Annotated in this window: 20 protein-coding genes and 2 rRNA genes (1 of these 22 cut by a window edge); 12 read left to right on the top strand and 10 right to left on the bottom strand. The window is 45.6% G+C overall.

All coding sequences use genetic code 11. From position 1 onward, the window contains the following. Positions 1–4: 4 nt before the first annotated feature. Positions 5–916, bottom strand: a complete 912-nt coding sequence (locus AC0VYI_RS04990; RefSeq protein ID WP_475447706.1) for a choline/ethanolamine kinase family protein — start codon at positions 914–916, stop codon at positions 5–7. Between the two features lie 91 nt (positions 917–1,007). Between AC0VYI_RS04990 and hexR the strand changes: the two genes are divergently transcribed. Next, on the top strand, positions 1,008–1,877 hold the full coding sequence (gene hexR, locus AC0VYI_RS04985) for a transcriptional regulator HexR (protein WP_199477763.1): 870 nt from the start codon (positions 1,008–1,010) through the stop codon (positions 1,875–1,877). 489 nt (positions 1,878–2,366) lie between these two features. Continuing rightward, positions 2,367–3,866 carry a sodium/proline symporter PutP gene (putP, locus tag AC0VYI_RS04980; protein ID WP_199477762.1) on the top strand — a complete coding sequence of 500 codons (1,500 nt, stop codon included), beginning with the start codon at positions 2,367–2,369 and terminating at the stop codon, positions 3,864–3,866. 287 nt (positions 3,867–4,153) lie between these two features. On the opposite strand, the gene edd is transcribed toward putP, so the two are convergent. After that, entirely contained in the window at positions 4,154–5,968 is a 1,815-nt protein-coding gene (gene edd / locus AC0VYI_RS04975; protein ID WP_475447704.1) for a phosphogluconate dehydratase, read from the bottom strand. Positions 5,969–6,357: 389 nt separating this feature from the next. Here edd and gap point away from each other — a divergent pair, with 389 nt between their 5' ends. From gap to purK, 5 genes are all read left to right on the top strand, one after another. Next, positions 6,358–7,371 (top strand): type I glyceraldehyde-3-phosphate dehydrogenase, encoded by a 1,014-nt coding sequence (gene gap / locus AC0VYI_RS04970; RefSeq protein WP_199477760.1) that lies wholly within the window; start codon positions 6,358–6,360, stop codon positions 7,369–7,371. An 81-nt stretch (positions 7,372–7,452) separates the two neighbouring features. Further along, positions 7,453–8,901, top strand: a complete 1,449-nt coding sequence (gene pyk, locus AC0VYI_RS04965) for a pyruvate kinase (protein ID WP_475447703.1) — start codon at positions 7,453–7,455, stop codon at positions 8,899–8,901. Between the two features lie 18 nt (positions 8,902–8,919). Further along, positions 8,920–9,375 carry a methylglyoxal synthase gene (locus tag AC0VYI_RS04960; RefSeq protein WP_267905989.1) on the top strand — a complete coding sequence of 152 codons (456 nt, stop codon included), beginning with the start codon at positions 8,920–8,922 and terminating at the stop codon, positions 9,373–9,375. Between the two features lie 239 nt (positions 9,376–9,614). Beyond that, positions 9,615–10,106 (top strand): 5-(carboxyamino)imidazole ribonucleotide mutase, encoded by a 492-nt coding sequence (purE, locus tag AC0VYI_RS04955; protein ID WP_267905988.1) that lies wholly within the window; start codon positions 9,615–9,617, stop codon positions 10,104–10,106. Then, positions 10,106–11,170 (top strand): 5-(carboxyamino)imidazole ribonucleotide synthase, encoded by a 1,065-nt coding sequence (gene purK / locus AC0VYI_RS04950; RefSeq protein ID WP_475447702.1) that lies wholly within the window; start codon positions 10,106–10,108, stop codon positions 11,168–11,170. Before purE ends, purK begins: the two co-directional genes overlap by 1 nt. 131 nt (positions 11,171–11,301) lie before the next feature. Here the strand turns inward: purK and AC0VYI_RS04945 are convergent, their stop codons facing one another. After that, a complete protein-coding gene (locus AC0VYI_RS04945) occupies positions 11,302–12,615 on the bottom strand; it encodes an MFS transporter (protein ID WP_475447700.1) in 1,314 nt (437 codons plus the stop codon). A 229-nt stretch (positions 12,616–12,844) separates the two neighbouring features. Then, entirely contained in the window at positions 12,845–13,741 is an 897-nt protein-coding gene (locus AC0VYI_RS04940) for a DMT family transporter (protein WP_475447698.1), read from the bottom strand. Between the two features lie 104 nt (positions 13,742–13,845). Here AC0VYI_RS04940 and AC0VYI_RS04935 point away from each other — a divergent pair, with 104 nt between their 5' ends. After that, a complete protein-coding gene (locus AC0VYI_RS04935) occupies positions 13,846–14,787 on the top strand; it encodes a LysR family transcriptional regulator (RefSeq protein WP_475447697.1) in 942 nt (313 codons plus the stop codon). Between the two features lie 150 nt (positions 14,788–14,937). Here AC0VYI_RS04935 and AC0VYI_RS04930 read toward each other — a convergent pair whose 3' ends face one another. Continuing rightward, complete coding sequence (locus AC0VYI_RS04930) at positions 14,938–15,699, bottom strand: class I SAM-dependent methyltransferase (protein WP_475447695.1); 762 nt, start codon at positions 15,697–15,699, stop codon at positions 14,938–14,940. A gap of 440 nt (positions 15,700–16,139) precedes the next feature. After that, entirely contained in the window at positions 16,140–16,586 is a 447-nt protein-coding gene (locus AC0VYI_RS04925; RefSeq protein ID WP_475447694.1) for a hypothetical protein, read from the bottom strand. Positions 16,587–16,682: 96 nt separating this feature from the next. Between AC0VYI_RS04925 and AC0VYI_RS04920 the strand changes: the two genes are divergently transcribed. Beyond that, positions 16,683–17,126, top strand: coding sequence for a MarR family winged helix-turn-helix transcriptional regulator (locus tag AC0VYI_RS04920; RefSeq protein WP_475447693.1), 444 nt, complete (start codon positions 16,683–16,685; stop codon positions 17,124–17,126). A gap of 100 nt (positions 17,127–17,226) precedes the next feature. Here AC0VYI_RS04920 and AC0VYI_RS04915 read toward each other — a convergent pair whose 3' ends face one another. Next, positions 17,227–17,790 carry a TetR/AcrR family transcriptional regulator gene (locus tag AC0VYI_RS04915; protein ID WP_475447692.1) on the bottom strand — a complete coding sequence of 188 codons (564 nt, stop codon included), beginning with the start codon at positions 17,788–17,790 and terminating at the stop codon, positions 17,227–17,229. 90 nt (positions 17,791–17,880) lie between these two features. On the opposite strand from AC0VYI_RS04915, the gene AC0VYI_RS04910 reads away from it, so the two are divergent. The 3 genes from AC0VYI_RS04910 to AC0VYI_RS04900 all read left to right on the top strand — a co-directional run bounded on the left by AC0VYI_RS04910 (position 17,881) and on the right by AC0VYI_RS04900 (position 19,801). Further along, positions 17,881–18,900 (top strand): NADP-dependent oxidoreductase, encoded by a 1,020-nt coding sequence (locus AC0VYI_RS04910; protein WP_475447691.1) that lies wholly within the window; start codon positions 17,881–17,883, stop codon positions 18,898–18,900. A gap of 2 nt (positions 18,901–18,902) precedes the next feature. Then, positions 18,903–19,256 (top strand): hypothetical protein, encoded by a 354-nt coding sequence (locus AC0VYI_RS04905; protein WP_475447690.1) that lies wholly within the window; start codon positions 18,903–18,905, stop codon positions 19,254–19,256. 356 nt (positions 19,257–19,612) lie between these two features. Next, positions 19,613–19,801, top strand: a complete 189-nt coding sequence (locus AC0VYI_RS04900) for a hypothetical protein (RefSeq protein WP_475447688.1) — start codon at positions 19,613–19,615, stop codon at positions 19,799–19,801. 124 nt (positions 19,802–19,925) lie between these two features. On the opposite strand, the gene AC0VYI_RS04895 is transcribed toward AC0VYI_RS04900, so the two are convergent. The 3 genes from AC0VYI_RS04895 to AC0VYI_RS04885 form a co-directional block, all read right to left on the bottom strand. Next, on the bottom strand, positions 19,926–21,269 hold the full coding sequence (locus AC0VYI_RS04895) for an IS1182 family transposase (RefSeq protein ID WP_475443365.1): 1,344 nt from the start codon (positions 21,267–21,269) through the stop codon (positions 19,926–19,928). 383 nt (positions 21,270–21,652) lie between these two features. Next, positions 21,653–21,767, bottom strand: a 5S ribosomal RNA gene (gene rrf, locus AC0VYI_RS04890). A 179-nt stretch (positions 21,768–21,946) separates the two neighbouring features. Then, positions 21,947–24,654, bottom strand: a 23S ribosomal RNA gene (locus AC0VYI_RS04885) (it continues 186 nt past the right edge of the window).

Below are 24,654 nucleotides of genomic sequence, written 5' to 3'. Positions count from 1 at the left end.
TAAACTACTCTGTGGCTATCGTATTGACATCGCCATGTTGATCGATAAAAGGATTCAAGGATGGCATGGCTTTAAACTCGTAATAATACGCTAAAGATTGCACATCGTCCCGAGAGGACACATGTTTTAATAACAACCAAGCCATTTCTCGCAAAGAATACGCTTTACTGTAAAGGCCGAGCTTACCAAGCGTTTCTTCCTCATCCAAATTATTGTCATAACTGCGAATAAGTAATCTCTGCTGTGTCTCATCGAGATTATGTGATTTTGCCACTACCGCCAAATCAAATAAAGGCTCGCCCATGCCCGTATATTCCCAGTCAATCAACCAAATTTTTTCATCATTTATTAATACATTTTTGGGATTCAAGTCATTATGGCACACCACAGGCTCACTACTTGAGGCAACACGGGGTAAACTGGAAAAGAGCGTCTGCAAGTACTCCCACTCTGCCTTCAGTTCAGAGTCTGGTGATATAAAAGAATCGATGGATTGCAGGTATTGCTCAATCAAACGATAAATACAGAAAACGTGGCCTACGCTAGGTAAACAATGAGCTTGGGTCAAAGCTTGGGCAATTCTCACTACATTATTTGAGGAGTGCGTCACATCCCAGCCTAATGAAGGCTGCACAACAAACTGACAAGCAAAAGCACCATCGGCGTCATGCCACAACACGGGAGGCGATACACCCATCTGTGACGCCGCAAGTAAAACGGCTATTTCGCTTTGTCGATCAATACCAAAAACCCTTCCATCCAGTTCCGGTACCCGCAGCACAATACGAGGCGCCTTATTCCAATCTAAGCGATACACTTTATTGGAAAAACCCTCCTCAAACTCCACGACTTTAATTTTATTAAATTCAGGGAGAATATTAGCCATTTTATCGAAATAGTCTGTTAAATAGACCATTTTAAATCCTTTTTATTGCCAGAATTGGAAGTCGCTGTCAGAATGAGTTATTAAACTATCCGAGTCAATAGACAACTTTGAAGCAGAATTAATGAATAAACACGAAGACATTATTCGTAAGATCCAAGAACGACTAAGCACTTTAAGTAAATCCGAAAGGAAAGTTGCCGAAGCCATTCTTGCTGATCCGAAAACGACCATCCATTCGAGTATTGCAAAATTAGCCGCCAGAGCAGAAGTCAGTGAGCCAACAGTAAACCGCTTCTGTCGTAGCTTAATCGGTAGCGGTTTCCCAGACTTTAAAGTCTCACTCGCTCAAAGTTTGGCAACCGGTACCCCTTATGTGAACCTGAACGTTGAGCCAGACGATGCGCCAGGTGCGGTGACAACGAAAATTTTTGAAGCGGCAAAAAACAACCTGACGCGTGCCCAAGAGATTTTGCCAGAAAGCCTAATCAGCCGAGCCGTCGATGTTCTGGCCCAAGCAAGACGCATTGAGTTTTACGGATTGGGAGCATCCGGTCCTGTGGCCAAAGACGCTCACCATAAGTTCTTCCGCTTAAATATGCCCGTTGTCGCCTACACAGACATTCTCGTGCAACGTATGGCAGCGGCTGGAGCCCATTCTGGAGACGCCATTGTGGTGATCTCCTACACTGGACGGACGCTTCCTTTGATCGAAACCGCACGAGTGGCAAGAGCAACAGGGGCATCCGTTATCGGTATCACCAACCCAGGCTCACCGTTAACAGAACACTGTTCAATCGTTTTGCCTATTGAAGAGACAGAAGATACCGACATTTATACTCCTATGAGTTCCCGTATAGTCTATCTCACATTGATCGATGCCTTAGCGACAGGCGTGCTACTTAAACGTGGGCCTGAATTCAATGCTCACCTTAAAAAGCTCAAGCAGAGTGTGCAAGATACTCGTCTGCCAAAAACAGACAAAAATAAGTAACCTGTCACAACCTGCGTCACTAAGATAGAGCGTCATAAGTCGATGGCGCTTTATCCATTTCATACGACACACCGTAAACCACGCTTAACCACACATTCTTCCAACGCACAAAACAGACACTCTTCACATACACAAAATAGACAGAGTACTGACAAAATAAAGTTACCTTTCTCACCACAAAACGAGTTTGTTGCAATTTTGCCGGATTTTTTTGAAAGATTATCAAAGAGCACCCACCTAGAATCACTGGTCAACCTTTGAAACATGGTAGAAATCGTCATTAAGAGACATTTTTAAGTGGCTTTTTTTACATTACTCAAAGACGGTTCATTCTAATAAATACATAAACAATGATAACGAGGTGATGCTTTCGAATGAGTTTTCACTCATCAGAAACGGCTTTTGGCATAACGACTAACGCGAAGCGTTGTCGGGAACAGCACTGATTTAAAAGCACATCACAACGACTTATCAAAACTGGGGACAACAATGATTGAGAATAGTAGCTACGCGATAGGCTTTACCTTTTTAGCTTATCTTATCGTCATGCTAGCCATCGGGCTTTACGCTTACAAACTGACATCAAGTTCTGAAGATTACTTTCTAGGTGGTCGCTCGTTAGGCCCTTGGCCGACCGCTCTTTCCGCTGGCGCCTCCGACATGAGTGGTTGGTTGCTGTTAGGTTTGCCCGGCTATGCATTTGCATCCGGTATGGAATCCATTTGGCTTGCCGCTGGTTTATTTGTTGGTACATGGCTAAATTGGTTAATCTGTGCAAAGCGTCTGCGAACCTACAGCATTCAAGCGGACAACGCCCTTACACTGCCGGACTTTCTTGCCAAACGCTTCCAAGATAAATCCAGATTGATCCAGTCTATCTCAGCGATCTTTATCTTACTCTTCTTCTTGTTCTACACCAGCTCTGGCTTAGTGGCTGGCGGTAAATTATTCGAAACCGTATTTGGTGTAGACTACCGTTATGCGGTCATCATTGGCACCATCTGTGTAGTATCTTATACGCTGTTTGGTGGCTTCCTAGCCGTCGCTTGGACAGACTTAGTTCAAGGTCTGATGATGTCTGCTGCCTTGGTAATTGTTCCGATTGTCGCCATTCAAGGTGGTGTTTCTGAGCTAACATCCACACTCGAAGCCAAAAACCCAGAGCTTCTAACGATTTGGCATAATGTGAGTGGCGAACCCTTAACGGCCATCGGTATTATTTCCCTACTGGCTTGGGGTCTTGGCTACTTCGGTCAACCTCACATCTTGGCACGTTTCAAAGCATCCCGTTCTAATAAAGACATCAAAACAGCACGTCGCATTGCTGTTACTTGGACGGCTCTGTCAATGGCGGGCGCGTTAGCCATCGGTTTAACTGGCATCGTCTATGTGGATAACAACTTAGGTGGCCAGTTAGCCGATCCTGAGAAAATTTTCATGATTCTAGTCCACGCCGTCTTCCACCCTGTGGTGGCGGGTATTCTGTTGGCCGCCATCCTAGCCGCTATCATGAGTACGGCGGACTCCCAACTATTAGTGTCCTCTTCCGCTTTAGCAGAAGATTTCTATAAACAGCTGTTAAATAAAGACGCCACACAGAAACAAATTGTGAATGTGGGCCGTTTTGCTGTTCTGTTGATTTCTATTATCGCAATGGTGTTGGCATTAAATCCTAATAGCTCTGTACTCGGTCTAGTGTCTTATGCCTGGGCAGGCTTTGGTGCGGCATTCGGGCCAGCCATTCTATTGAGCCTATTCTGGCGTAACATGAACCGCAACGGCGCCTTGGCAGGCATCATTGTTGGGGGGCTAACCATCGTTGTTTGGAAACAATTACACGGTGGCATTTTCGATCTTTACGAAATCGTACCTGGTTTCCTATTTTCGACCATCGCCATTGTTGTCTTTAGTTTAATAGGTGGTGCTCCAGAGAAGAAAGTGACCGACACCTTCGACGAGTACGAAAAATCTCTAGAAACCATGGCTTGATGATTGATCCAATCGCCATCACTAGGCTTAAAGTCAAAAATCCAGATCAACTTAGTTGATCTGTTTTTTTTATGTGATGCTGCCGCCACTCCCTTATCTAAACGCAAACAATGACGTAGTTCATAGGTGTCCGATACCGATTATTGTTCCTCTATACCTCTGGTGTTAGCTTTTTTAGGATAAAAAAAGGGCTTGCAAAGCAAGCCCTAAACACCATTACTAACAAACGTTAGTAGTCAGAGGAAACGCGAATGATCAACTCTCAGCTGATCATTTAAAATAAAGCATTATTCATTAAAAAGCGTACAAGCCCCTTGCTCCGCACCACTTACCAGTAGACGGTGAGCACTGAACAATTCACGCCCCATGCCTTGATGAGAGTCAGACAGATCGAAGTGTTCAGGCTCTCGTGCATTCAGCTCTTCATCGCTAATCAAGACCGACAACGTACCTTCTACCGCATCTAAGCGAATAAGGTCGCCCTCTTTAATCTTCGCAATCAGCCCACCCGCTAACGCTTCAGGTGTCAGATGGATCGCCGCTGGTACCTTACCAGACGCCCCAGACATACGACCGTCTGTCACCAATGCCACTTTGTAGCCTTGATCCTGAAGATTACTTAAGAAAGGCGTTAATTTGTGCAACTCAGGCATGCCAATGGCTTTTGGCCCTTGAAAACGCACCACAGCAACACAGTCACGTTTTAGCTTACCGCTGGAAATGGCATCGGCTAATTCATATTGACTGTGGAAAACCGCTGCTGGCGCTTCAATAATACGGTTCTCTTCTTTTACCGCAGACACCTTGATCACAGCACGGCCCAGATTTCCTTTAAGCAGAGACAAACCACCTTCTTTGCTGAATGGGTCTTCAATAGGACGAATGACATTTAAATCCAAACTTGCTTCTGGGCCATCGCGCCAAACCAATTGACCATTATCGATAAATGGTTCTTTGGTGTAATGCTGCAAACCTTTCCCAACGATGGTATTCACCTCTTCATGCAGCAATCCACCTTTCAGCAACTGTTTCACCAAATACGCCATACCACCAGCGGCGTGAAAATGGTTAATATCGGCTTGACCATTTGGGTAAATACGCGTCAATAATGGCACCACTTTAGACAGGGCAGAAAAATCATCCCAAGTAACGATAATGCCAGCAGCACGAGCGTAGGCAACGATGTGCATAGTGTGGTTAGTGGAGCCGCCCGTCGCTAATAGCCCCACAATGGCATTAACAATGCTGCGTTCATCGACAATCTCGTAAAGAGGACGGTAGTCGCGCCCCAACGCTGTGGATTTTGTTGCCAACTGAGCAGTATATTTGGTTAATTCAGCACGTAGTGGCTCATCAGGATTCACAAAAGAGGAACCAGGCAGTTGCAGCCCCATCATTTCGACCAACAACTGGTTAGAGTTAGCCGTACCATAAAAAGTACAAGTACCAGCACTGTGATAAGACGCGGATTCGGCTTCAAGCAACTCTTTACGAGTCGCCTCACCTTGAGCGTAACGCTGACGTACTGCCGATTTTTCCGCATTGGTGATACCCGAGCGCATTGGACCCGCAGGTACAAACAAAGCAGGAAGATGACCGAAGCGCAGCGCGGCAATTAATAGCCCTGGAACAATTTTGTCACAAATACCAAGGTACAAAGCCGCATCGAACATATTATGAGACAAGGCAATCGCCGCCCCTTGTGCGATGTTATCACGGCTGAAAAGACTCAGCTCCATGCCATCTTGGCCCTGTGTCACACCATCACACATGGCGGGGACACCACCAGCGACTTGGGCAACACAACCCATTTCTTGAACGGCTTTACGTATTTGATCTGGATAGCTTTCGTATGGCTGATGAGCAGACAACATGTCGTTATAAGACGTCACGATGCCAATATTTGCTTCTTCCATTAACGTTAGCTTTTGCTTATCAGTAGGTTGGCATGCGGCAAAACCATGAGCCAAGTTACCACAAGACAATTTACCTCGATGAGGTCCTTGCTCTTGTGCTTTTTTCATGTCGGATAAGTATTGTGAACGCAATGCTTTACTGCGCTCAATGATGGTCTCAGTTACTTTCGTAACGATAGAATTCATGCTTCTCTCCGGTTTTGCAACAGTCTTTGTCCAACTGACGTGAAAATATTTTATGTAATATTACTACATTTTTAAAAGATTTCATCTAAAATTTGCGACGAAATCGAGCAAAAAACCAAAAATTATGTAATTTTTTTACCAAAAAAGCTCACACAAAGCCAGATTTTGTTTTAAAATAGCCGTCCTTGGTAACATTTTTAATATACGCTTTGTGATATAACATGACCAATGTTTATTTTTTGAGCAAAATACAGGACTAACGCAGCACTGTCCTTGCTTCAAAATCCTGTTGTGTAGTATTTTTACGTAAAACAACGCATTCCTCCATGTATTCTTAACTATAATCTAGTAAGGATGCGAATGGACTTCCACTATATTTAGAGGTGAGTATGACAATTAAAGTAGCGATTAACGGATATGGACGTATTGGACGCAACACACTGCGAGCTTTATACGAATCAGGTAAGCGCGAGCACATTCAAGTCGTCGCGATTAATGACCTTGGCGACTCAAAAACCAACGCTCACCTAACTAAATACGACACGGTACACGGTCGTTTCAGTGAAGAAGTAACCTTTGATGAGGAAGCGCTCTACGTCAACCAAGACAAAATCCGCACGTTTTCTGAACGTAACCCAGCGGATCTTCCATGGGCAGAGCTCGAAGTAGACGTTGTCTTTGAATGTACAGGCTTCTTCACAACCAAAGAAAAAGCCAGTGCTCACCTTACTGCAGGTGCGAAAAAGGTCATCATTTCTGCGCCAGGCAAGGAAGTTGATGCGACCGTTGTCTATGGCGTTAACCAAGATGTTCTGACTAGCGACATGACCGTTATCTCAAACGCGTCTTGCACCACAAACTGCTTGGCTCCAATTGCCAAACCTCTGAGCGACAAATTAGGTATTGAAAGTGGCTTGATGACCACAATCCACTCTTATACAAACGATCAGCGTTTATCTGATGTGTACCACTCTGATTTGTATCGTGCTCGTGCCGCAGCAATGAACATGATCCCAAGTAAAACAGGGGCCGCTGCCGCTGTGGGTCTCGTTATACCTGAATTGGCGGGCAAATTCGACGGCATGGCCGTTCGTGTACCCACCATTAACGTATCACTAGTCGACCTTTCTTTCTTAGCGCCTCGCGAAACCAGCGTGGAAGAGGTCAACCAAATCATCGAAGATGCGGTTAAAGCCGACCCAATCTTGGCTCAGGTTCTGCACGTTAACCACGATCCTCTGGTGTCTTCTGATTTCAACCACAATGCCTTCACATCTAACTTTGATGCGACACAAACTCGTGTTCAAGGCAAATTGGTCAAAGTCATGTCTTGGTACGATAACGAATGGGGCTTTTCTAACCGCATGTTAGACAATACCATTGCACTAATGAACGCAAAATAATCAATATTAGCAAAGGCTGCTGACGCAGCCTTTGTCCTACCTTATACTCTCTATACGCTTTCAAATGTTTGGTAATCTATCATGACTCGTAGAACGAAAATTGTTGCAACACTTGGTCCAGCCTCTAGCTCCCCAGAAATGATCGAAAAACTGATCCTAGCTGGCGCAAATGTGTTTCGCCTTAACTTTTCCCATGGACAGCCAGAAGACCATATCAATCGTGCCAACGTGGTACGTGACATGGCGAAAAAAAATGGTCGTCATGTCGCTATTCTGGGCGATCTACAAGGACCTAAAATCCGTATTGCTCGCTTTAAAAATACCAAAGTTGAGCTAAAAGATGGGGCAACCTTCATTCTTGACGTCGGCTTCGACAAAAACAGCGGTGACGAAACCCGTGTTGGTATTGATTACCCGCAACTGGCTAAAGACTCTCAGCCAGGCAACATTCTACTATTGGATGATGGCCGTGTGGTTCTAGAAGTGACCGAGGTAAAAGGTCAAGAAGTGATCACCAAGGTCATTGTCGGTGGTGATTTGTCTAATAACAAAGGCATCAACCGTCAAGGCGGTGGACTCTCTGCCGCCGCACTAACAGACAAAGACAAAGAAGACATCAAAACAGCGGCAGCTTTGCAAGCGGATTACCTTGCCGTTTCATTCCCGCGCAGTGCGGATGACCTAAACGAAGCTCGTGCTCTGGCAGAAGCGGCGGGCCTGAAAGCAGGCATCGTCTCTAAGGTAGAACGTGCCGAAGCCGTAGCAGACAACGAAACATTAGACGCCATTATTATGGCATCCGATGCCGTCATGGTAGCCCGTGGTGATTTAGGCGTAGAAATCGGTGATGCCGAATTGATTGGCGTACAAAAACACATGATCAAACGTTGCCGTCAATTGAACCGCCCTGTTATCACGGCAACGCAAATGATGGAAACCATGATCACCAGCGCCATGCCAACCCGTGCGGAAGTGTTCGACGTAGCCAACGCCGTGCTAGACGGTACCGATGCGGTTATGTTGTCAGCAGAAACCGCTGCCGGTGCTTACCCTGAAGAAGTCATCAAAACCATGAACCGTGTTTGTTTAGGCGCGGAAAAACAGCCTGCTATTAACCGCTCTAAACACCGTATTGACGTGACCTTCACCGGTATTGATGAAACCATCGCCATGTCGGCTATGTATGCGGCTAACCATCTACAAGGGGTGAAAGCCATCATCAGTTTAACGGAATCGGGTACGACACCGCTTCTGATGTCGCGTATCAGCTCAGGCTTACCAATTTATGCCTTGTCGCCAAACCAAGCTACATTAAACAAAGTCAACCTTTATCGTGGCGTAACCCCCGTGGCTTTCTCTTCGCAAGAGTTCAATGTGGATACGATTGTGACGGGTCTTGTCGATCATGTTAAATCCCTTGGTCTGATTAAAAACGGCGACCTTGTTATTGTGACCAAAGGCGATCATTTAGTAAGCTACGGCACAACTAACATGATGAAAGTCGTCAAAGTTGGCGATACAGCGGAATAACCCAACATGGGGACTCTCTTGATAAAGAAAACCATCACCACACCAGAGCGTAAAAACGTCGCACTGGTTGCCCATGACAATATGAAGCCTGAGCTTATTGAGTGGGCAAAAAAGCACAAAGAAAAGCTGATCAGACACAATTTGATGGCAACGGGGACGACGGGCAATTTAATGCAAAAGCATTTGGATGTGCCAGTCAAATCCCTTATCAGTGGCCCACTGGGCGGTGATCAACAACTTGGTGGCTTGATTGCGGAAGGCAAAATCGACGTTTTGATCTTTTTCTGGGACCCGTTTGAGCCCATGCCCCATGACCCTGACATCAAAGCACTGCTTCGTGTTGCAGCGGTATGGAACATTCCCATAGCCTGTAGCGTATCCTCGGCGAATTTCCTCGTCACTTCGCCACTATTTGATAGCGAATTCGAGCGAAAAATCCCTGATTACGAGCAATACCTAAAAGAGCGACTTTAAGTCGCTCTTTGTTTATTCCGGCATTACCCTTCTAGTAAAATGAATTCCCCCTTCAACCCTCGCGGTTTTTGGCAAAATCGGCTATATTAACGCGCAATTAAAACCACTCTTTTAAAACCTATTAGGCTGAAAACATCCGCATGAGCGAGGGTGTTCTCAAGGTTTTGTCAGAGCCATCGTATATTGTTCAACATATTCATCCCTGAACGCCACGTTGAACCCTTATCAGGAGAAAGATTTTGCAAGCAAAAGTAGCCCTTATTATGGGATCGAAAAGTGACTGGGCCACCATGGAAGGTGCCGCTGAAATCATGGACACACTGGGCGTTAGCTACCATGTGGAAGTCGTTTCCGCTCACCGAACCCCAGTGAAACTTGCTGAGTTTGCAGAAAGCGCAGTTGAAAAGGGCTTCCAAGTTATCATTGGTGGTGCAGGCGGTGCGGCACATCTGCCAGGCATGGTTGCCGCCCACACACGACTCCCCGTGCTCGGAGTACCAGTACAAAGTAAAGCACTAAACGGTATGGACAGCCTGCTTTCTATCGCGCAAATGCCAAAAGGTGTTGCGGTTGGCACATTAGCCATTGGTACCGCTGGGGCATTTAACGCAGGCCTATTAGCTTGCCAGATCCTAGCCAATAACGACCCTGAACTGGCGAAAAAAATTGACGCGTTTCGCGCCAAACAAACCGAAACAGTGCTCGCTAACCCAGATCCTCGGGAGGCCTAATGTCAACATTATGGGTATTAGGTGCGGGTCAACTGGGCGCCATGTTAAAACAAGCCGGCACCCCATTGGGAATCGATGTGCGCCCTGTGGATATTGAGGCAACAGACGAACTGCCACTGCAAGCAAATGACATCGTTACTGCCGAGCGAGAAGAATGGCCAGAAACCGTTGCCACCAAACAGTTAGCCACACATAACAACTTTGTTAACCTTGCGACCTTCCCTCAACTGGCGGATCGTCTGACGCAAAAGCAATGGCTAGACCGCCTTGGGCTTGCCACGGCACCTTGGTTTCCTGTAGAAGCCGACTCTAGCGCACAACACGCCTACGACACTTTAGGCGAACGCGTTCTTATGAAACGTCGTCGTGGTGGTTACGATGGCAAAGGTCAATATTGGTTAAAAAAAGCGGAAAACACCGAGATTCCTGAAGAATGGAAAGATCAAGCCATTGCCGAACAAGCCATTAACTTCGACGAAGAAGTCTCCCTTGTTGGTGTACGAGGCAAAGATGGTGAAAAGTATTTTTACCCGCTCACCCTCAACCTACACATCAATGGTATTTTGTACGCATCAATATCGCCACTTAAACGCCTCGATCAATACCAAAGCAAAGCAGAGACGATGCTTGGTAAGTTGATGGATGCATTAGACTATGTTGGCGTTATGGCTATGGAATGCTTCCGTGTGGGTGATGACTTACTGATTAACGAGCTCGCCCCTCGCGTGCACAACAGTGGCCATTGGACACAAGCAGGCAGCAACGTTTGCCAATTTGAAAATCACGTCCGTGCCGTTATGGGCTTACCACTGGTGAGCGCTGAGATCAAAAATCAAAGTATGATGGTGAACTTGATCGGCGTTGATCTGGATTACCAATGGCTCAGCATTCCAAGTTTAGAACTCTACTGGTATCAAAAAGACGTTAGACCTGGCCGCAAAGTGGGTCACCTGAACTTCTGCACAGGCAACCTAACGGTTCTGAATACATCGTTAGACAGGCTCAATATGCCAGCGCCTTATCCACAAGCCATTGAGTGGTTAAAAGCGAACCTACCCGCCTAATCCTCCATAGCGAACAGGCAATAGAAAGGCCCATTGAGCACCGTACTAAATAGTAACGAGTGCTAAATGGGCCTTCTTTTTCTTTAGTAGCATCAAACGGTTAGATCAGCAAACCATCAGACCGTTCTAACTTATACTTCTGGTAAGCGCAGCGCCATCAAAACACCCACAATCGCCATACCTGAAAAGACAAGAATTAACCCTTCTAACGAGATAAATTGCGTTAGCGCGCCTATAAAACTCATCAACAATAGGATAAAACCAATCATCGTATTACTAACGGCCACATAACTGGTTCGCTTATTGCCATCGGCTAAATTCACTAAATAGGTTTTCCGCCCTACCCGCACTCCTTGATGGGCAATCGTCAGCAAGAAATACAAAACCGGTAACAGCAAGACGCTGTCTAACAGTGAAGGTGCCAACCAAGAGACCGCAAACAAGACCAAACCAATCAGAGAACTGAACAAACAGGCCGCCATCATCACTTTTCGACTGGAACGATCAGAGAACTTTCCCCAAAAAGGCGCAGAAACAAGCGAGGCTAAACCACTAGCACCAATAAACATCGCCAGTACCCACATATTATTCCCTAGGGTATGCTGAGCCAGTACAACATAGAAAGGCGCACTCAAAGCGGTACATAAAAATAGCGAACGAGTAATCACAAACTGACGAAAGGCTTTATCCGTTTTTAGCAAACTCAGCTGTTTAAGCGCCTCTTTAAAGCCGTTCTTACCGCCATCTACTTCGCCAGAAAACTCCACAACGCGGGAGTAAACCAACGCCCCCAACAGCCAAAAAATAGCCGCTCCCATTAAGCAAACGCCATACACATAGGCGTTGCCTTCAAAGGACGTTAACGCACTCAATAACATGACGATGGCAATCCCGACGGTTACTAGCCCTGCGACACTCGCCGACCAACCTGTCACTTGTCCGCGCTGCGTTTTTGGAATCGTCTTACCTAACACATCCTTCGACGCCACCGAGCTAAGCCCACGGGCAAGACTAAACACCACCAAACAGGCAATCACCAGCCAACCCGCCACAGCCCCCTGCATCGTCATGGCTATCAGCCCAATCAGCACAACACTGATCGACTGCAAAATACTCCCAACAATCCAAACCCATTTACGGAGCGGTAACTTACGTATAAAACTCGCAATGGCTAATTGCGGCAACAAAGACCCAGACTCACGAATCGGCACTAACCAACTCAGCAAATACACTGGCGCTCCAATGCTATTTAATATCCAAGGCAAGGTGATTTTTGGGTTAATCATGGCATCGCCCAAATTGGTAAAAAACTGAGCGATAATCAGCTTGATAAAATTACCAGGCACTTCCTTACAAGCCGATTCATCAATGGCTTTACAGGCTCTGGCATCTTCTTCATTGGTTATTTTTTCGTACATCGACTCCAACACATCTTTGCTGGCCATAAATTCCCATACTCCAAAAAACAGTCTCAGCTTGTTTGAGATAATAGCGTAAAATTCTAGCACTTTAGATAATGAATTTCTGTGAATGGATGTGAACAACAAGGAAAAACAACCCAGAGAGATAGGCTACTTTGTTGAATCAATCAATACATCAACCTAAGACAGAACGGCTAAACTACTCCTATAGATAGCGAAGACGTCCCCATCAACTATTAATAGGCTGAGATAATTAACCTGCGTCTAATTGCGAGCGAACCACCGACATACGTTCTTCAGATTTTCGCCTACGTCTATCTCGGTTACCCAAGTACGCCAAAGGCAAAATGATAAACAGAGCCCCAATCACAAAGAAGAAGTCGATCGACTCGTTAAAAATAATCCAACCCAATATCACAGCAAACAGCAAGCCGGAATATTCCGCACTGCTCACCTGGCTCGACGCTACATAGCGGTAACCTTGCAAGCACGCTAAGCTATAAACAATCGAACACATCGCCGATGCACCAGCGTATAACAAGCCATCCATATTCCAAGGCGCCCCTTCCCACAACGCCAAACAAGCCGTTAAAGGCAACGCCGATAGATGGGTTATCAAAAGCCCAAAGAACAGGTTTTGATTTTTTGGCAACTTGCGAATCAGCAAACTATTGGTCGCCAATACCACGGAAAATAGCACCGCGCTGATCATCCCCCAACTGATGTCAGAAGGCCGTAAAATGATTAATACCCCGACAAAGCCAGATACAGCCGCAATCACAATGCCCATAGTAATTTTCTCTTTAAAGAAAATCCCCGCAAACAACACAATCAGAATCGGCGCGATATAAAACACCGCATTGGCCGTGGCAAGCGGCAACGCCGTCAACGAGATAATCAATAAAACACTCGCCAATACCCATAGGTTGCCTCTTAACAAATGCAGTTTAAGACCAATGTCCCCTTTAAAATCAATGTGTTTATAGGCCAATGGCAATAACACAAGACAAATCATCACAAGACGCATAAAGGTAAACTGATAAACGGCCACTCTGCTGCCCGCCATTTTGATAAACACATCGCAAAACGTCGCGAAGAAGTTACCTATCACTAGGATCAAAATAGCGCTACCGATAGTTTTTCCAGACATAGCCGCTCCTTGAGTACAATATATAAAGAACCGCATTCTAGCCTCGACTTCACCATCAATAAAATGATATATCCTCACTTAGTATTCGTTTTTTGGATAATAAAATGCTACCTCCACTGAAAGCTCTACCTGTCTTTGAAGCCGTTGCCAGATTAAACAGCTTTTCCCTTGCCGCCCAGGAGCTCAACCTAAGCCAAAGCGCTGTCTCTCATCAGATTCGCGCCTTAGAAAATCACTTGGGTGAAAGCCTTTTCCAACGCCAAGGTCGCTATCTCAGCTTAACAACAGAGGGAAAACACTATTTAGACGCCATTAGCAGCTCCTTGTCGCAAATTGCCCGTGCTAGCAACCTGATACGAGGAGAAAGTGAAACCAAGGTAAGAATCGCCGTCTACAGCTCCTTTGCCGTGTGTTGGTTAATGCCACGCCTACCCGACCTGATGCGACGACATCCCAACCTAGATATCAGCATTACCATGACCCACAGCTCACCCGAGCTTTCTGACAAAGCCGCCGATTGCTTTATTACCACAGACAAAGACAAACGCGGCTTCACATTTACCCCCATCTATCGGGAAAGGATCTTCCCCGTTTGCAGCCCAGCGTTTTATGAAGCCATGAAAAACACTCTCAATATTCGTTCCGACACAGATATGGCCAACTTACTTGCAAAACAGCCCGAGAGATTGGGCGACTTCCCCTTGGTCACTTCCTTTGGCATCTATAACGAATACACAGAAGACTGGCGCCGCTGGTTTTCTGAGAAAGGAAAAATCCTACCGGACGAACTACAACTGCATAAATTTAGTCATCTACTGCTCACCTACGAAGCCGCTAAATACTCTCTCGGCATTGCCCTGATCAACGACTATATGTTCAATGAAGACAAAACCAAAGACGACCTAATCCGCCTGCCCACCCACCATATCGAAACCGACGATGAATTCTACTTTGCTTACAAATATTCAAGACGCAACGAACCTGGAATTGCCGAAGTAAAACGATGGTTGATTAATGAGTCTGCGGGGTTGGGATTGGGGGAATGATATATGGTGAGATGATTGTGGGGGCGGGGGAAACACCGCGTTAAAGGACTGCAACGTACTGCCGCCAAACTTCAATTTACCGCCGTAAACACAAATACCAAGATTGGAGCAAAATTCGCCACGTGTTGCCTGTTCCTCTTGAACGCTTTGTCAGCAACAAATTGGCCCAATAAAAAGGGACGACTTGTACTTAAACTCGACTTGGCCATGTAAAGAAAACTGGTTAAATACCACCTCTAACTCTTTCACAAGACGCGAGTATTCCGCTGTACCTGGCAGTGGACAGTATGACGATGACCTCATTCTGCCCAGTAACCCTTCATAGTCAAAAAATTGTTCATTATTGTATGTATATGTCTCCATTCGATTGGAGTCGAAAAATTGAGGCACTTCATTGTCCTTAAGATTCTTATGATTAATCGAATCATAGTCTTTTGAATATGTGCCTAAGATTTTATCGTACGCAATCTGAAAATCTTGTTCGATGCACCTTTGGTTCCATACCAAAGCAAGAACACCATTTGGTTTAAGTATGCGTTTAAATTCAGGAATTGTTTTGTCTTTATTAAACCAGTGAAAGGATTGTGCTGCTGTGATTACATCAACACTGCTATCCTTCAAACAAGTCGATTCTGCTGTCGCATTTAAACTCGTAAAGTTTACTTTATGGCCAAGCTTGTTTTCTGCAGAATGTCTCATTGCATCATTGGGTTCTATCCCTATAACTTTTACGCCTTGATTAACAAGTAACTCACTGAATATCCCTGTTCCAGAACCGATATCTGCAATAACCGAACGCTGATTTAAGTTGGACAGCTCCAAGAGCTTATTGATCAAGTCTAATGGGTAACTAGGTCGGTATTTGTCGTAATCAGCAACACGACTAGAAAATCTATCTACTGGATTGGACATATATCCTCCTTTGTTACTAACACTTAATAGTGCTCATACCCGTTTATACGGCTGCGTTCCCCTAACTATCCTATCTGTCATAATTGAAATTTAACACCCTTTCTAAAACGACAAATCAAGTGTACTCGTTCTTCTATCTCTCTTTTGGGAAAGGTACAGCGTATTATTTATGTTATGAGTTTTTTAAAAAATTGATTTTATTGAAGTTTTTTTCTTATTACCAAGAGAAACGCATCGAAAAACGCACAAAAAAAGAGACAGAAGATTCTATTCACCTCGGTATTGAATTCACGTCGACGCGTTGAGCCTGAAAAACTGGCTCAAATGAATACAATGACAGGGTGGTCTACAAAAGCAATTGGAGTTATTTGACTGAGCATTAAGGACATGGCCTCCTGCCTTCGCAGAATGACAAGAATGGAGGCCTTACTAGGGTACACTTAAGCAGGCCGTCTAAATCTACCACTCATTCTAAGACCGTCTCTCATATTCATTCCCATCAAGATGAGATTGGTTGCACCAGCAAGCAATTCGACGCCTTGAACCATGTAGAAATCAGTATCAAAAACACCTACGGATGCCCAATGATCAAGCAATACGGCGCATGGAATGAGCACTAATATCCCATTGATTGCGATAAAGGGCATTCTCTTTTTCTTTTGTTGTACGAGCTTTCCATTTCTAGATTTTGCTAAGGCGAAACCACTAGCACCCGTTAGGGCAATGGAGGGAACAAGAATAAATAAACCTGGCCATACAATAAGACTTTTCAGGGTTGCTATGGATTCTGCTGTCCCAAAAAGCTCGACAAAAATGGTTGCCGAGAAAAATGTGGCAATGCACAAGACGGCTGCGGATGCAGCAACTCGATGAAGTATGGACAACATGATTCCCTCCTAGGGAAATAATTGGTAACATATTGTCATTATGAAAATATCAAACCGAATTGTCAACATGTTGTCAAACTATCAAAAGGATTGCAGATGAACACTCCTCAAAAAGGTACGGTATTTACCGACATTGCTCTTGAAGTATTCAAACTCGGCGGGCTCCTGGTTAGTGAAGGTGACCATATGGGATCGGAATATGGCATTACGAGTGCTCGATGGAAGATTTTAGGGGCTCTTTCTCTAGCTGGTGCTCCACAAACTGTACCGCAAATAGCCAGAAGCATGGGACTGACACGACAAGCAGTACAACGACTTGTTGATGCCATGAGAGAGGATGAACTTCTGCTGTTCCAAGACAATCCCGACCATAAACGCGCAAAGCTGATAAACCTCTCGGCGCTTGGAGAAACGGTATATTTGAAGCTGTATGAAAAGCAAGCGGAGTGGGCAATGAAGTGCTCCATAGGTATCACCAAGACAGAACTTGAGACAACCCTGTCTGTTCTTAAGCGAATCTCGGAGTCTATTGACCGCTAACCGTTAAAATAATATCGACGACTTGGCGCGTTTCTTTGCGAAAAAGGAGCGGCAGAGTTAGGGGGAATCTTTCAGACAATATCGTTTGGCTAACATTAAGCTAACCCCCTCCTTGTTTCGTATTTCTCAACACGGCATCAGCAATCACTTCAAAAAGATGATTAGATCGCAATTGATGGGACGGCTGGTCACGTAGCCAAGCTAAGGCGGCTATCAGGTCAAACAACTCATCACCATCAAGATCGGGACAGGCTTTTCCTTCTGACTGGGCACGGTTAAGTAGCCTTGCTCCCGCTGCTCGCAGATCATGGCAGGATACATAAAGCGCAGAATCCATGTCTTCGATCGCCCCCATCATCACAGAAATAATACCTTGGTAGTCGTGTGTAAAGGCAATGACTTCCTGCACCCATAACACCAATGCTTCATCGGAAGCGCTCGCGTTTTCTAGGTTATCGGCTTTTTGAGTTAAGCTGTCGAAATGTTCCCGAAGAATGGGTTCGAGTAAGGCTTCTCTGTTCGGAAAATGGCGATAAAGGGTTCCCATACCAATGCCAGCTCTTCGAGCAACTTCCCGTAAAGAGGCATTCGCACCCTGCTCAGTAAACACCTCCCATGCTATGGAAAGTATATGGTCATAATTTTTTTTAGCGTCTGCTCGCATAAATCCTCTTGACAAGTGGAGCGGTGATCCGTTTAAAATGATCACTGTTCCGTTTATTATAATCCAGTCTTAACCAAGGAGAAAGAAATAATGATAACTAACACCATGAAGGCAGTGCAGCAACATACCTTTGGCGGACCTGAAGTATTGCACTATGAAGACGCACCAATACCTGAGCTTAAATTGGGCGAAATACAAATTAGAGTTCGGGCGGTGGGCATTAATCCCCCCGACTGGTATCTGCGTGAAGGCTACAAGACATTACCGCCAGAATGGCAGCCACAAGTGAGTTTCCCGCTCATTCTCGGAACGGATGTGTCCGGCGTAGTTGAAGCAGTTGCGGACGACGTGACAGAGTTTAATGTTGGGGATGAAGTCTATTCAATGGTGCATTTTCCTGAGGGTATCGCTGGAAACAGCAGAGGCTATGCCCAATATGTCAATGTATCGGCTTCTGAAGCCGCGATCAAACCCGCTAATATAGATCATGCCCATGCAGCGGCAGCTCCAATGTCACTGTTAACAGCCTGGCAATTCATGGTCGAACTGGGACACGACACCCCCAACCCACTTCAACAGAAACCACACAAGCCTATTGAACTTGAAGGTAAGACAGTACTGGTCAATGGTGCCGCTGGAGGTGTAGGCCACTTTGCAGTGCAAATTGCCAAATGGAAGGGGGCAAAAGTGATCGCAGTAGCCTCTGGTATCCATGAAGCGTTCCTGCGTGATCTAGGCGCAGACATATTCATCGACTACAACCAGACAACGCCAGAAAACGAAGTTGATAATATTGATTTAGTCATTGATTGCGTTGGCGGTCCAAAAACAGGGAGATTCCTGCCAGTACTTAAACCAGGCGGCGCACTTTTCCCTGTCTATCCCCTAGGTTTTACTGGTAGTGAAGACGCAGAAAAAATGGGCCTTACAGTCTCAGCTACCCAAGTCAGCTCAAGTGGAGCTCAGCTAGCAGAATTGGCTGCATTGTTGAATGATGGAACCATTCGTGTCGGTATCGATAGTACCTATGTATTACAAGCTGCCGATAAAGCCCATGAACGCGCTACACAAGGACATATTCAAGGCAAAATAGTCTTAATGGTCGAATGAAAATGGGTACTCTTAAAGACGCCATCGAGGATTTGCTCAACAATCAAAAACTGACGGTAAACGAAGCGGCCAACATGCACTTTGCCCCTGACTTCCAACAACGCATCAACGGAAATTGGATTGATCGTACAACCTTTATTACTCAAATCGAAGCACTTCGCCAGACAGTCAAGGAAGTAACGATTACAGTATTAGATGAACTCGACAATACTAAAAGTTATGCAGAACGACATGTTATTAAACTTATGATGCATGATGGTCAGAGGATTTGCCAAGAAGTATACGTATTTGCCAAACGTGACCATAACAAGCTCTTTACCAAGATTGAAGAGACAACACTAAAACTTAGTACTTAATACTCAGGAACCATTGGGGCTGTCGCTAAAGGTAGTGAGCAAAGATAAGGCAAGGCAAAAATCACCGAAAAGTGGAGTTTATACCTATAAACGAGCATTTTGAGGCGGTTTTTTAACGCAGAATTACCAAGCACATTAGTTTTGCGGCATCCCCCTTTGCAGGAATGAGAATTTTGGAACCCTATTGCTTTAACCTCTTATTGTGGATAAGAAACAGTCAAATTTAGTAGGTTTTCAGTCATATTTGATGACTGACTGATCTTTTTTTAACCAAATTCACTCTTGTAATTCAAACTTACCCCCCTCAAAATATATCTTCTTTTTTTAACTCAAAAGGATCATATAAGGATCAAAAAATGAAAGTTAAACAGAAAAAACGCAATCCCTATGCGTTTGACCCAATCATGCGTAAAGGTGGGGTTCACGAAAAAACCAACAAAGCAAAACGACGTAAACACAAACTGCAAATGCAGAAAGAGGCTGCCAACTGGCAGCCTCAGGTTACTGATAAACCCCAGTTTTTTGCTGGGGTTTTATTTTTCTGAGTCTTTTGCTCACATTCCTTCCTAAGTGACTCAAGATATCTCATTAGTTACTTAGAGCTCTTTGAGGCCTTTTATTAAGGCTCTGACTATCGATTTCGTCATTTTTTTGAACAAATAAAAGCCTCTAGCTAAGCATTAAGGCTATCTTTTTCATATTTTGGGCGGCTGCCGTTAATAGACATTGAGAAGCTACTTTATCTGTTCCTCGAAATCGTGCATATCGATAGCCATGCAGCTCTTTTGCGTCGGCAAAACTTCGTTCCACGGTTTCCTTTCGTCTGGCATAAATGACTTTGCCTAATGGGGTTAGCCGATGGGCATTGATGCGTTCTTTGCTATCTTCCCAAACATGACGCGTAATGGTTTTGACCGATTTTTTGTTTGTGGTGCAGCGGTGCTTTTCTGGGCAGTTCGCGCAGATCAGGCTATCTGAGTCGTAGTGACGGTAACCTTCTCGAGAAGTGGTTTTGTAAATGAGTTTTTCACCTTGCGGACAGAAGTAGACATCTTGTTCCCTGTCGTACTTGTATTCGCGTTTATAGAAGAAGCCTTTCTTGTGATTAGGACGACGATAGCCCATCACGGCATAGATATGTCGTTCTTCTAACCCATGACAAACTGCCGAGGTAAAGTACCCCGCATCGACTCCGACCGATGTGATGAAAAGCTTAAAGCGTTCTTTGATTCGGTCCAATCGCTCTAAATAAGGGACAGCATCGTGGACATTGCCTGCGGTGACGTGTACGTCAGTAATAATGTTGCAACGTGCATCAACCGTTCGGTGATCTAAGTAGAAGAACCCTTTGGGCTTAGTATCTCGTACCATATAGCCACTCTCTGGATCCGTCGTACTCTGCTTGATTTCACGACTCTCCACCTTGTTTTTTTCAGGTGGTAAAGGCTTTTTTCCATGAACGAGTCGATCCTCCTCAACGGCCTTATCGAGCTCATCCATATACGCCTGTCGGGACTGTTCAACCACTACTTTTTCAAAATGCTTTTTGTTCGCATTGGCTTTAAGGTGTGTGGAGTCCGTATAAAAGGTGTTTCCGCCAACTAACTTGTGTTTTATAGCCTGGAGTACGATCTCATCAAAGATCTTTTGATAGATATCGGATTCCTTAAAACGACGTGTGCGGTTTGCACTCAAAGTGGAAGCATCGGGAATTTTGTCAGTCAGGCCTAAACCTAAGAACCAACGATAAGCGACATTAACTTGAACCTCTCTAATCAACTGACGTTCACTACGAATACCAAAAAGGTAGCCAATAAATAGCAACTTAAACATGAGAGTAGGATCGAGAGCGGGACGACCGTTATCCGCGCAATAAAAATCCTTCACAAGATCATGTAGAAAGGAAAAATCAATAATTCGATCAATCTTGCGAAGCAAGTGATCACTGGGGACGAGCTCGTCGATGGAAACAAACTCTAAAGTAGACTGGGTTTGAGGGCGTTCTTTAAGCATGCCGTTATTATAAAAAATCCCCGCCGAATGGCGAGGACTTTATCAGCAGTCTGAGGCTGCCAACTGGCAGCCTTATTTGTTTCTAGCACTTCTAAAAAAGTACTTCTCAGCAAAAATGTTTCTTGAGACGAAAAAAAGCCCCAACAGCATAAGCTATCAGGGCCTTCTAAATATAAAGCTTGACGACGACCTACTCTCACATGCTTGTCTGTTATAGAGAGCCCAACACGACCATCGGCGATGGCAAGCGCCTGCGGCGAAAAAGAGTCACTTCTGAGTACCGAGATGGGATCAGGTGGTTCAACCCGGCTGATGGTTTAAAACGTTTCTTGAAACGAAAAAAAGCCCTGACAGCATAGCTATCAGGGCTTTCTCAAATTAAATCTTGATAACGACCTACTCTCACATGGGATCTCCCACACTACCATCGGCGATGGCACTTTTCACTTCTGAGTTCGGGATGGGATCAGGTGGTTCAATGCCTCTATGATCATCAAGAAAACTGGTGTGCGCAATGCGCAAATTCGTTCACTTGTCTCTTTTAACAATTCATTTTGAAATAGCGATAACCAAGGTCAAACCAGTGTCTATCGTAATCTGTGTCTTACGACCTCCATGGATGGAGGAAGTGCTGGAATGGTCAGGAACCATCTCCAGTAAAACCACTTTGGTGTTATATGGTCAAGCCTCACGAGCAATTAGTATTGGTTAGCTCAATGCCTCACAGCACTTACACACCCAACCTATCAACGTCCTCGTCTCGAACGGCTCTTTAGGGAACTTATGTTCCAGTGAGATCTTATCTTAAGGGAGGCTTCCCGCTTAGATGCTTTCAGCGGTTATCCCGTCCGAACATAGCTACCCGGCAATGCCACTGGCGTGACAACCGGAACACCAGAGGTTCGTCCACTCCGGTCCTCTCGTACTAGGAGCAGCTCCTCTCAAATCTCAAACGTCCACGGCAGATAGGGACCGAACTGTCTCACGACGTTCTAAACCCAGCTCGCGTACCACTTTAAATGGCGAACAGCCATACCCTTGGGACCGGCTTCAGCCCCAGGATGTGATGAGCCGACATCGAGGTGCCAAACACCGCCGTCGATGTGAACTCTTGGGCGGTATCAGCCTGTTATCCCCGGAGTACCTTTTATCCGTTGAGCGATGGCCCTTCCATACAGAACCACCGGATCACTAAGACCTACTTTCGTACCTGCTCGACGTGTCTGTCTCGCAGTTAAGCGTGCTTTTGCCTTTACACTCTATGCATGATTTCCGACCATGCTGAGCACACCTTCGTGCTCCTCCGTTACTCTTTGGGAGGAGACCGCCCCAGTCAAACTACCCACCACACAGTGTCCTCGATCCGGATTACGGACCTGAGTTAGAACCTCAAACATACCAGGGTGGTATTTCAAGATTGGCTCCAATAGAACTGGCGTCCTATCTTCAAAGCCTCCCACCTATCCTACACAAGTAGGTTCAAAGTTCACTGTGAAGCTATAGTAAAGGTTCACGGGGTCTTTCCGTCTAGCCGCGGATACACAGCATCTTCACTGCGATTTCAATTTCACTGAGTCTCGGGTGGAGACAGTGCCGCCATCATTACGCCATTCGTGCAGGTCGGAACTTACCCGACAAGGAATTTCGCTACCTTAGGACCGTTATAGTTACGGCCGCCGTTTACTTGGGCTTCGATCAAGAGCTTCGCTTACGCTAACCCCATCAATTAACCTTCAAGCACCGGGCAGGCGTCACACCCTATACGTCCACTTTCGTGTTTGCAGAGTGCTGTGTTTTTAATAAACAGTTGCAGCGGCCTGGTATCTTCGACCGACTAGTGCTTACGGAGCAAGTCCTTCACACCGGCCGGCGTACCTTCTCCCGAAGTTACGGTACCATTTTGCCTAGTTCCTTCACCCGAGTTCTCTCAAGCGCCTTGGTATTCTCTACCTGACCACCTGTGTCGGTTTGGGGTACGGTTCATGTATATCTGAAGCTTAGAAGTTTTTCCTGGAAGCATGGCATCAACCACTTCACCCAAAAGAGGGCTCGTCATCAATTCTCGGCATTCTCTCTTAAAGAGTGACCCGGATTTGCCTAAGTCACTTGCCTACTACCTTAAACACAGACAACCATCGCTGTGCTGGCCTAGCCTTCTCCGTCTCTCCATCGCAATATACATAAGTACAGGAATATTAACCTGTTTCCCATCGACTACGCATTTCTGCCTCGCCTTAGGGGCCGACTCACCCTGCCCTGATTAACATGGGACAGGAAACCTTGGTCTTCCGGCGGGGGAGGTTTTCACTCCCCTTATCGTTACTCATGTCAACATTCGCACTTCTGATACCTCCAGCCTGCCTTACAGCTTGACCTTCAACGGCTTACAGAACGCTCCTCTACCGCTCATCCTAAGATGAACCCGTAGCTTCGGTGTACAGTTTGAGCCCCGTTATATCTTCCGCGCAGGCCGACTCGACTAGTGAGCTATTACGCTTTCTTTAAAGGATGGCTGCTTCTAAGCCAACCTCCTAGCTGTCTAAGCCTTCCCACATCGTTTCCCACTTAACTGTAACTTTGGGACCTTAGCTGACGGTCTGGGTTGTTTCCCTTTTCACGACGGACGTTAGCACCCGCCGTGTGTCTCCCGTGCTCATACTCATTGGTATTCGGAGTTTGCATGGGGTTGGTAAGTCGGGATGACCCCCTAGCCCAAACAGTGCTCTACCCCCAATGGCAATACACGAGGCGCTACCTAAATAGCTTTCGAGGAGAACCAGCTATCTCCGAGCTTGATTAGCCTTTCACTCCTATCCACAAGTCATCCCCAGCCTTTTCAACGGATGTGGGTTCGGTCCTCCAGTTAGTGTTACCCAACCTTCAACCTGCTCATGGATAGATCGCCCGGTTTCGGGTCTATTCCCAGCAACTATACGCCCTATTAAGACTCGGTTTCCCTACGCCTACCCTATGCGGTTAAGCTTGCTACTGAAAATAAGTCGTTGACCCATTATACAAAAGGTACGCAGTCACGGAACAAGTCCGCTCCCACTGCTTGTACGTACACGGTTTCAGGATCTATTTCACTCCCCTCACAGGGGTTCTTTTCGCCTTTCCCTCACGGTACTGGTTCACTATCGGTCAGTCAGGAGTATTTAGCCTTGGAGGATGGTCCCCCCATCTTCAGACAGAATAACACGTGTTCCGTCCTACTCGTTTTCATGACTAAGGCATTTTCGTATACGGGGCTATCACCCTTTACAGCGATCCTTTCCAGAATCTTCTACTAACACCAAAGCCACTTAAGGGCTAATCCCCTTTCGCTCGCCGCTACTCAGGGAATCTCAATTGATTTCTTTTCCTAAGGGTACTTAGATGTTTCAGT

The organism is Marinomonas sp. 63XJN7_9_ISO-PGPR-S23-217, from assembly GCF_056173515.1.
The sequence above is the reverse complement of the archived record's forward strand: the minus strand, read 5'-3'. Positions and strand labels throughout refer to the sequence as shown.

What these genes read in the sequence shown, in the direction of transcription:
- AC0VYI_RS04990 (WP_475447706.1), bottom strand. Translation starts at nt 916, where the DNA reads ATGGTCTATTTAACAGACTATTTCGATAAAATGGCTAATATTCTCCCT.
- hexR (WP_199477763.1), top strand. Translation starts at nt 1,008, where the DNA reads ATGAATAAACACGAAGACATTATTCGTAAGATCCAAGAACGACTAAGC.
- putP (WP_199477762.1), top strand. Translation starts at nt 2,367, where the DNA reads ATGATTGAGAATAGTAGCTACGCGATAGGCTTTACCTTTTTAGCTTAT.
- edd (WP_475447704.1), bottom strand. Translation starts at nt 5,968, where the DNA reads ATGAATTCTATCGTTACGAAAGTAACTGAGACCATCATTGAGCGCAGT.
- gap (WP_199477760.1), top strand. Translation starts at nt 6,358, where the DNA reads ATGACAATTAAAGTAGCGATTAACGGATATGGACGTATTGGACGCAAC.
- pyk (WP_475447703.1), top strand. Translation starts at nt 7,453, where the DNA reads ATGACTCGTAGAACGAAAATTGTTGCAACACTTGGTCCAGCCTCTAGC.
- purK (WP_475447702.1), top strand. Translation starts at nt 10,106, where the DNA reads ATGTCAACATTATGGGTATTAGGTGCGGGTCAACTGGGCGCCATGTTA.
- AC0VYI_RS04945 (WP_475447700.1), bottom strand. Translation starts at nt 12,615, where the DNA reads ATGGCCAGCAAAGATGTGTTGGAGTCGATGTACGAAAAAATAACCAAT.
- AC0VYI_RS04940 (WP_475447698.1), bottom strand. Translation starts at nt 13,741, where the DNA reads ATGTCTGGAAAAACTATCGGTAGCGCTATTTTGATCCTAGTGATAGGT.
- AC0VYI_RS04935 (WP_475447697.1), top strand. Translation starts at nt 13,846, where the DNA reads ATGCTACCTCCACTGAAAGCTCTACCTGTCTTTGAAGCCGTTGCCAGA.
- AC0VYI_RS04930 (WP_475447695.1), bottom strand. Translation starts at nt 15,699, where the DNA reads ATGTCCAATCCAGTAGATAGATTTTCTAGTCGTGTTGCTGATTACGAC.
- AC0VYI_RS04925 (WP_475447694.1), bottom strand. Translation starts at nt 16,586, where the DNA reads ATGTTGTCCATACTTCATCGAGTTGCTGCATCCGCAGCCGTCTTGTGC.
- AC0VYI_RS04920 (WP_475447693.1), top strand. Translation starts at nt 16,683, where the DNA reads ATGAACACTCCTCAAAAAGGTACGGTATTTACCGACATTGCTCTTGAA.
- AC0VYI_RS04915 (WP_475447692.1), bottom strand. Translation starts at nt 17,790, where the DNA reads ATGCGAGCAGACGCTAAAAAAAATTATGACCATATACTTTCCATAGCA.
- AC0VYI_RS04910 (WP_475447691.1), top strand. Translation starts at nt 17,881, where the DNA reads ATGATAACTAACACCATGAAGGCAGTGCAGCAACATACCTTTGGCGGA.
- AC0VYI_RS04905 (WP_475447690.1), top strand. Translation starts at nt 18,903, where the DNA reads ATGGGTACTCTTAAAGACGCCATCGAGGATTTGCTCAACAATCAAAAA.
- AC0VYI_RS04900 (WP_475447688.1), top strand. Translation starts at nt 19,613, where the DNA reads ATGAAAGTTAAACAGAAAAAACGCAATCCCTATGCGTTTGACCCAATC.
- AC0VYI_RS04895 (WP_475443365.1), bottom strand. Translation starts at nt 21,269, where the DNA reads ATGCTTAAAGAACGCCCTCAAACCCAGTCTACTTTAGAGTTTGTTTCC.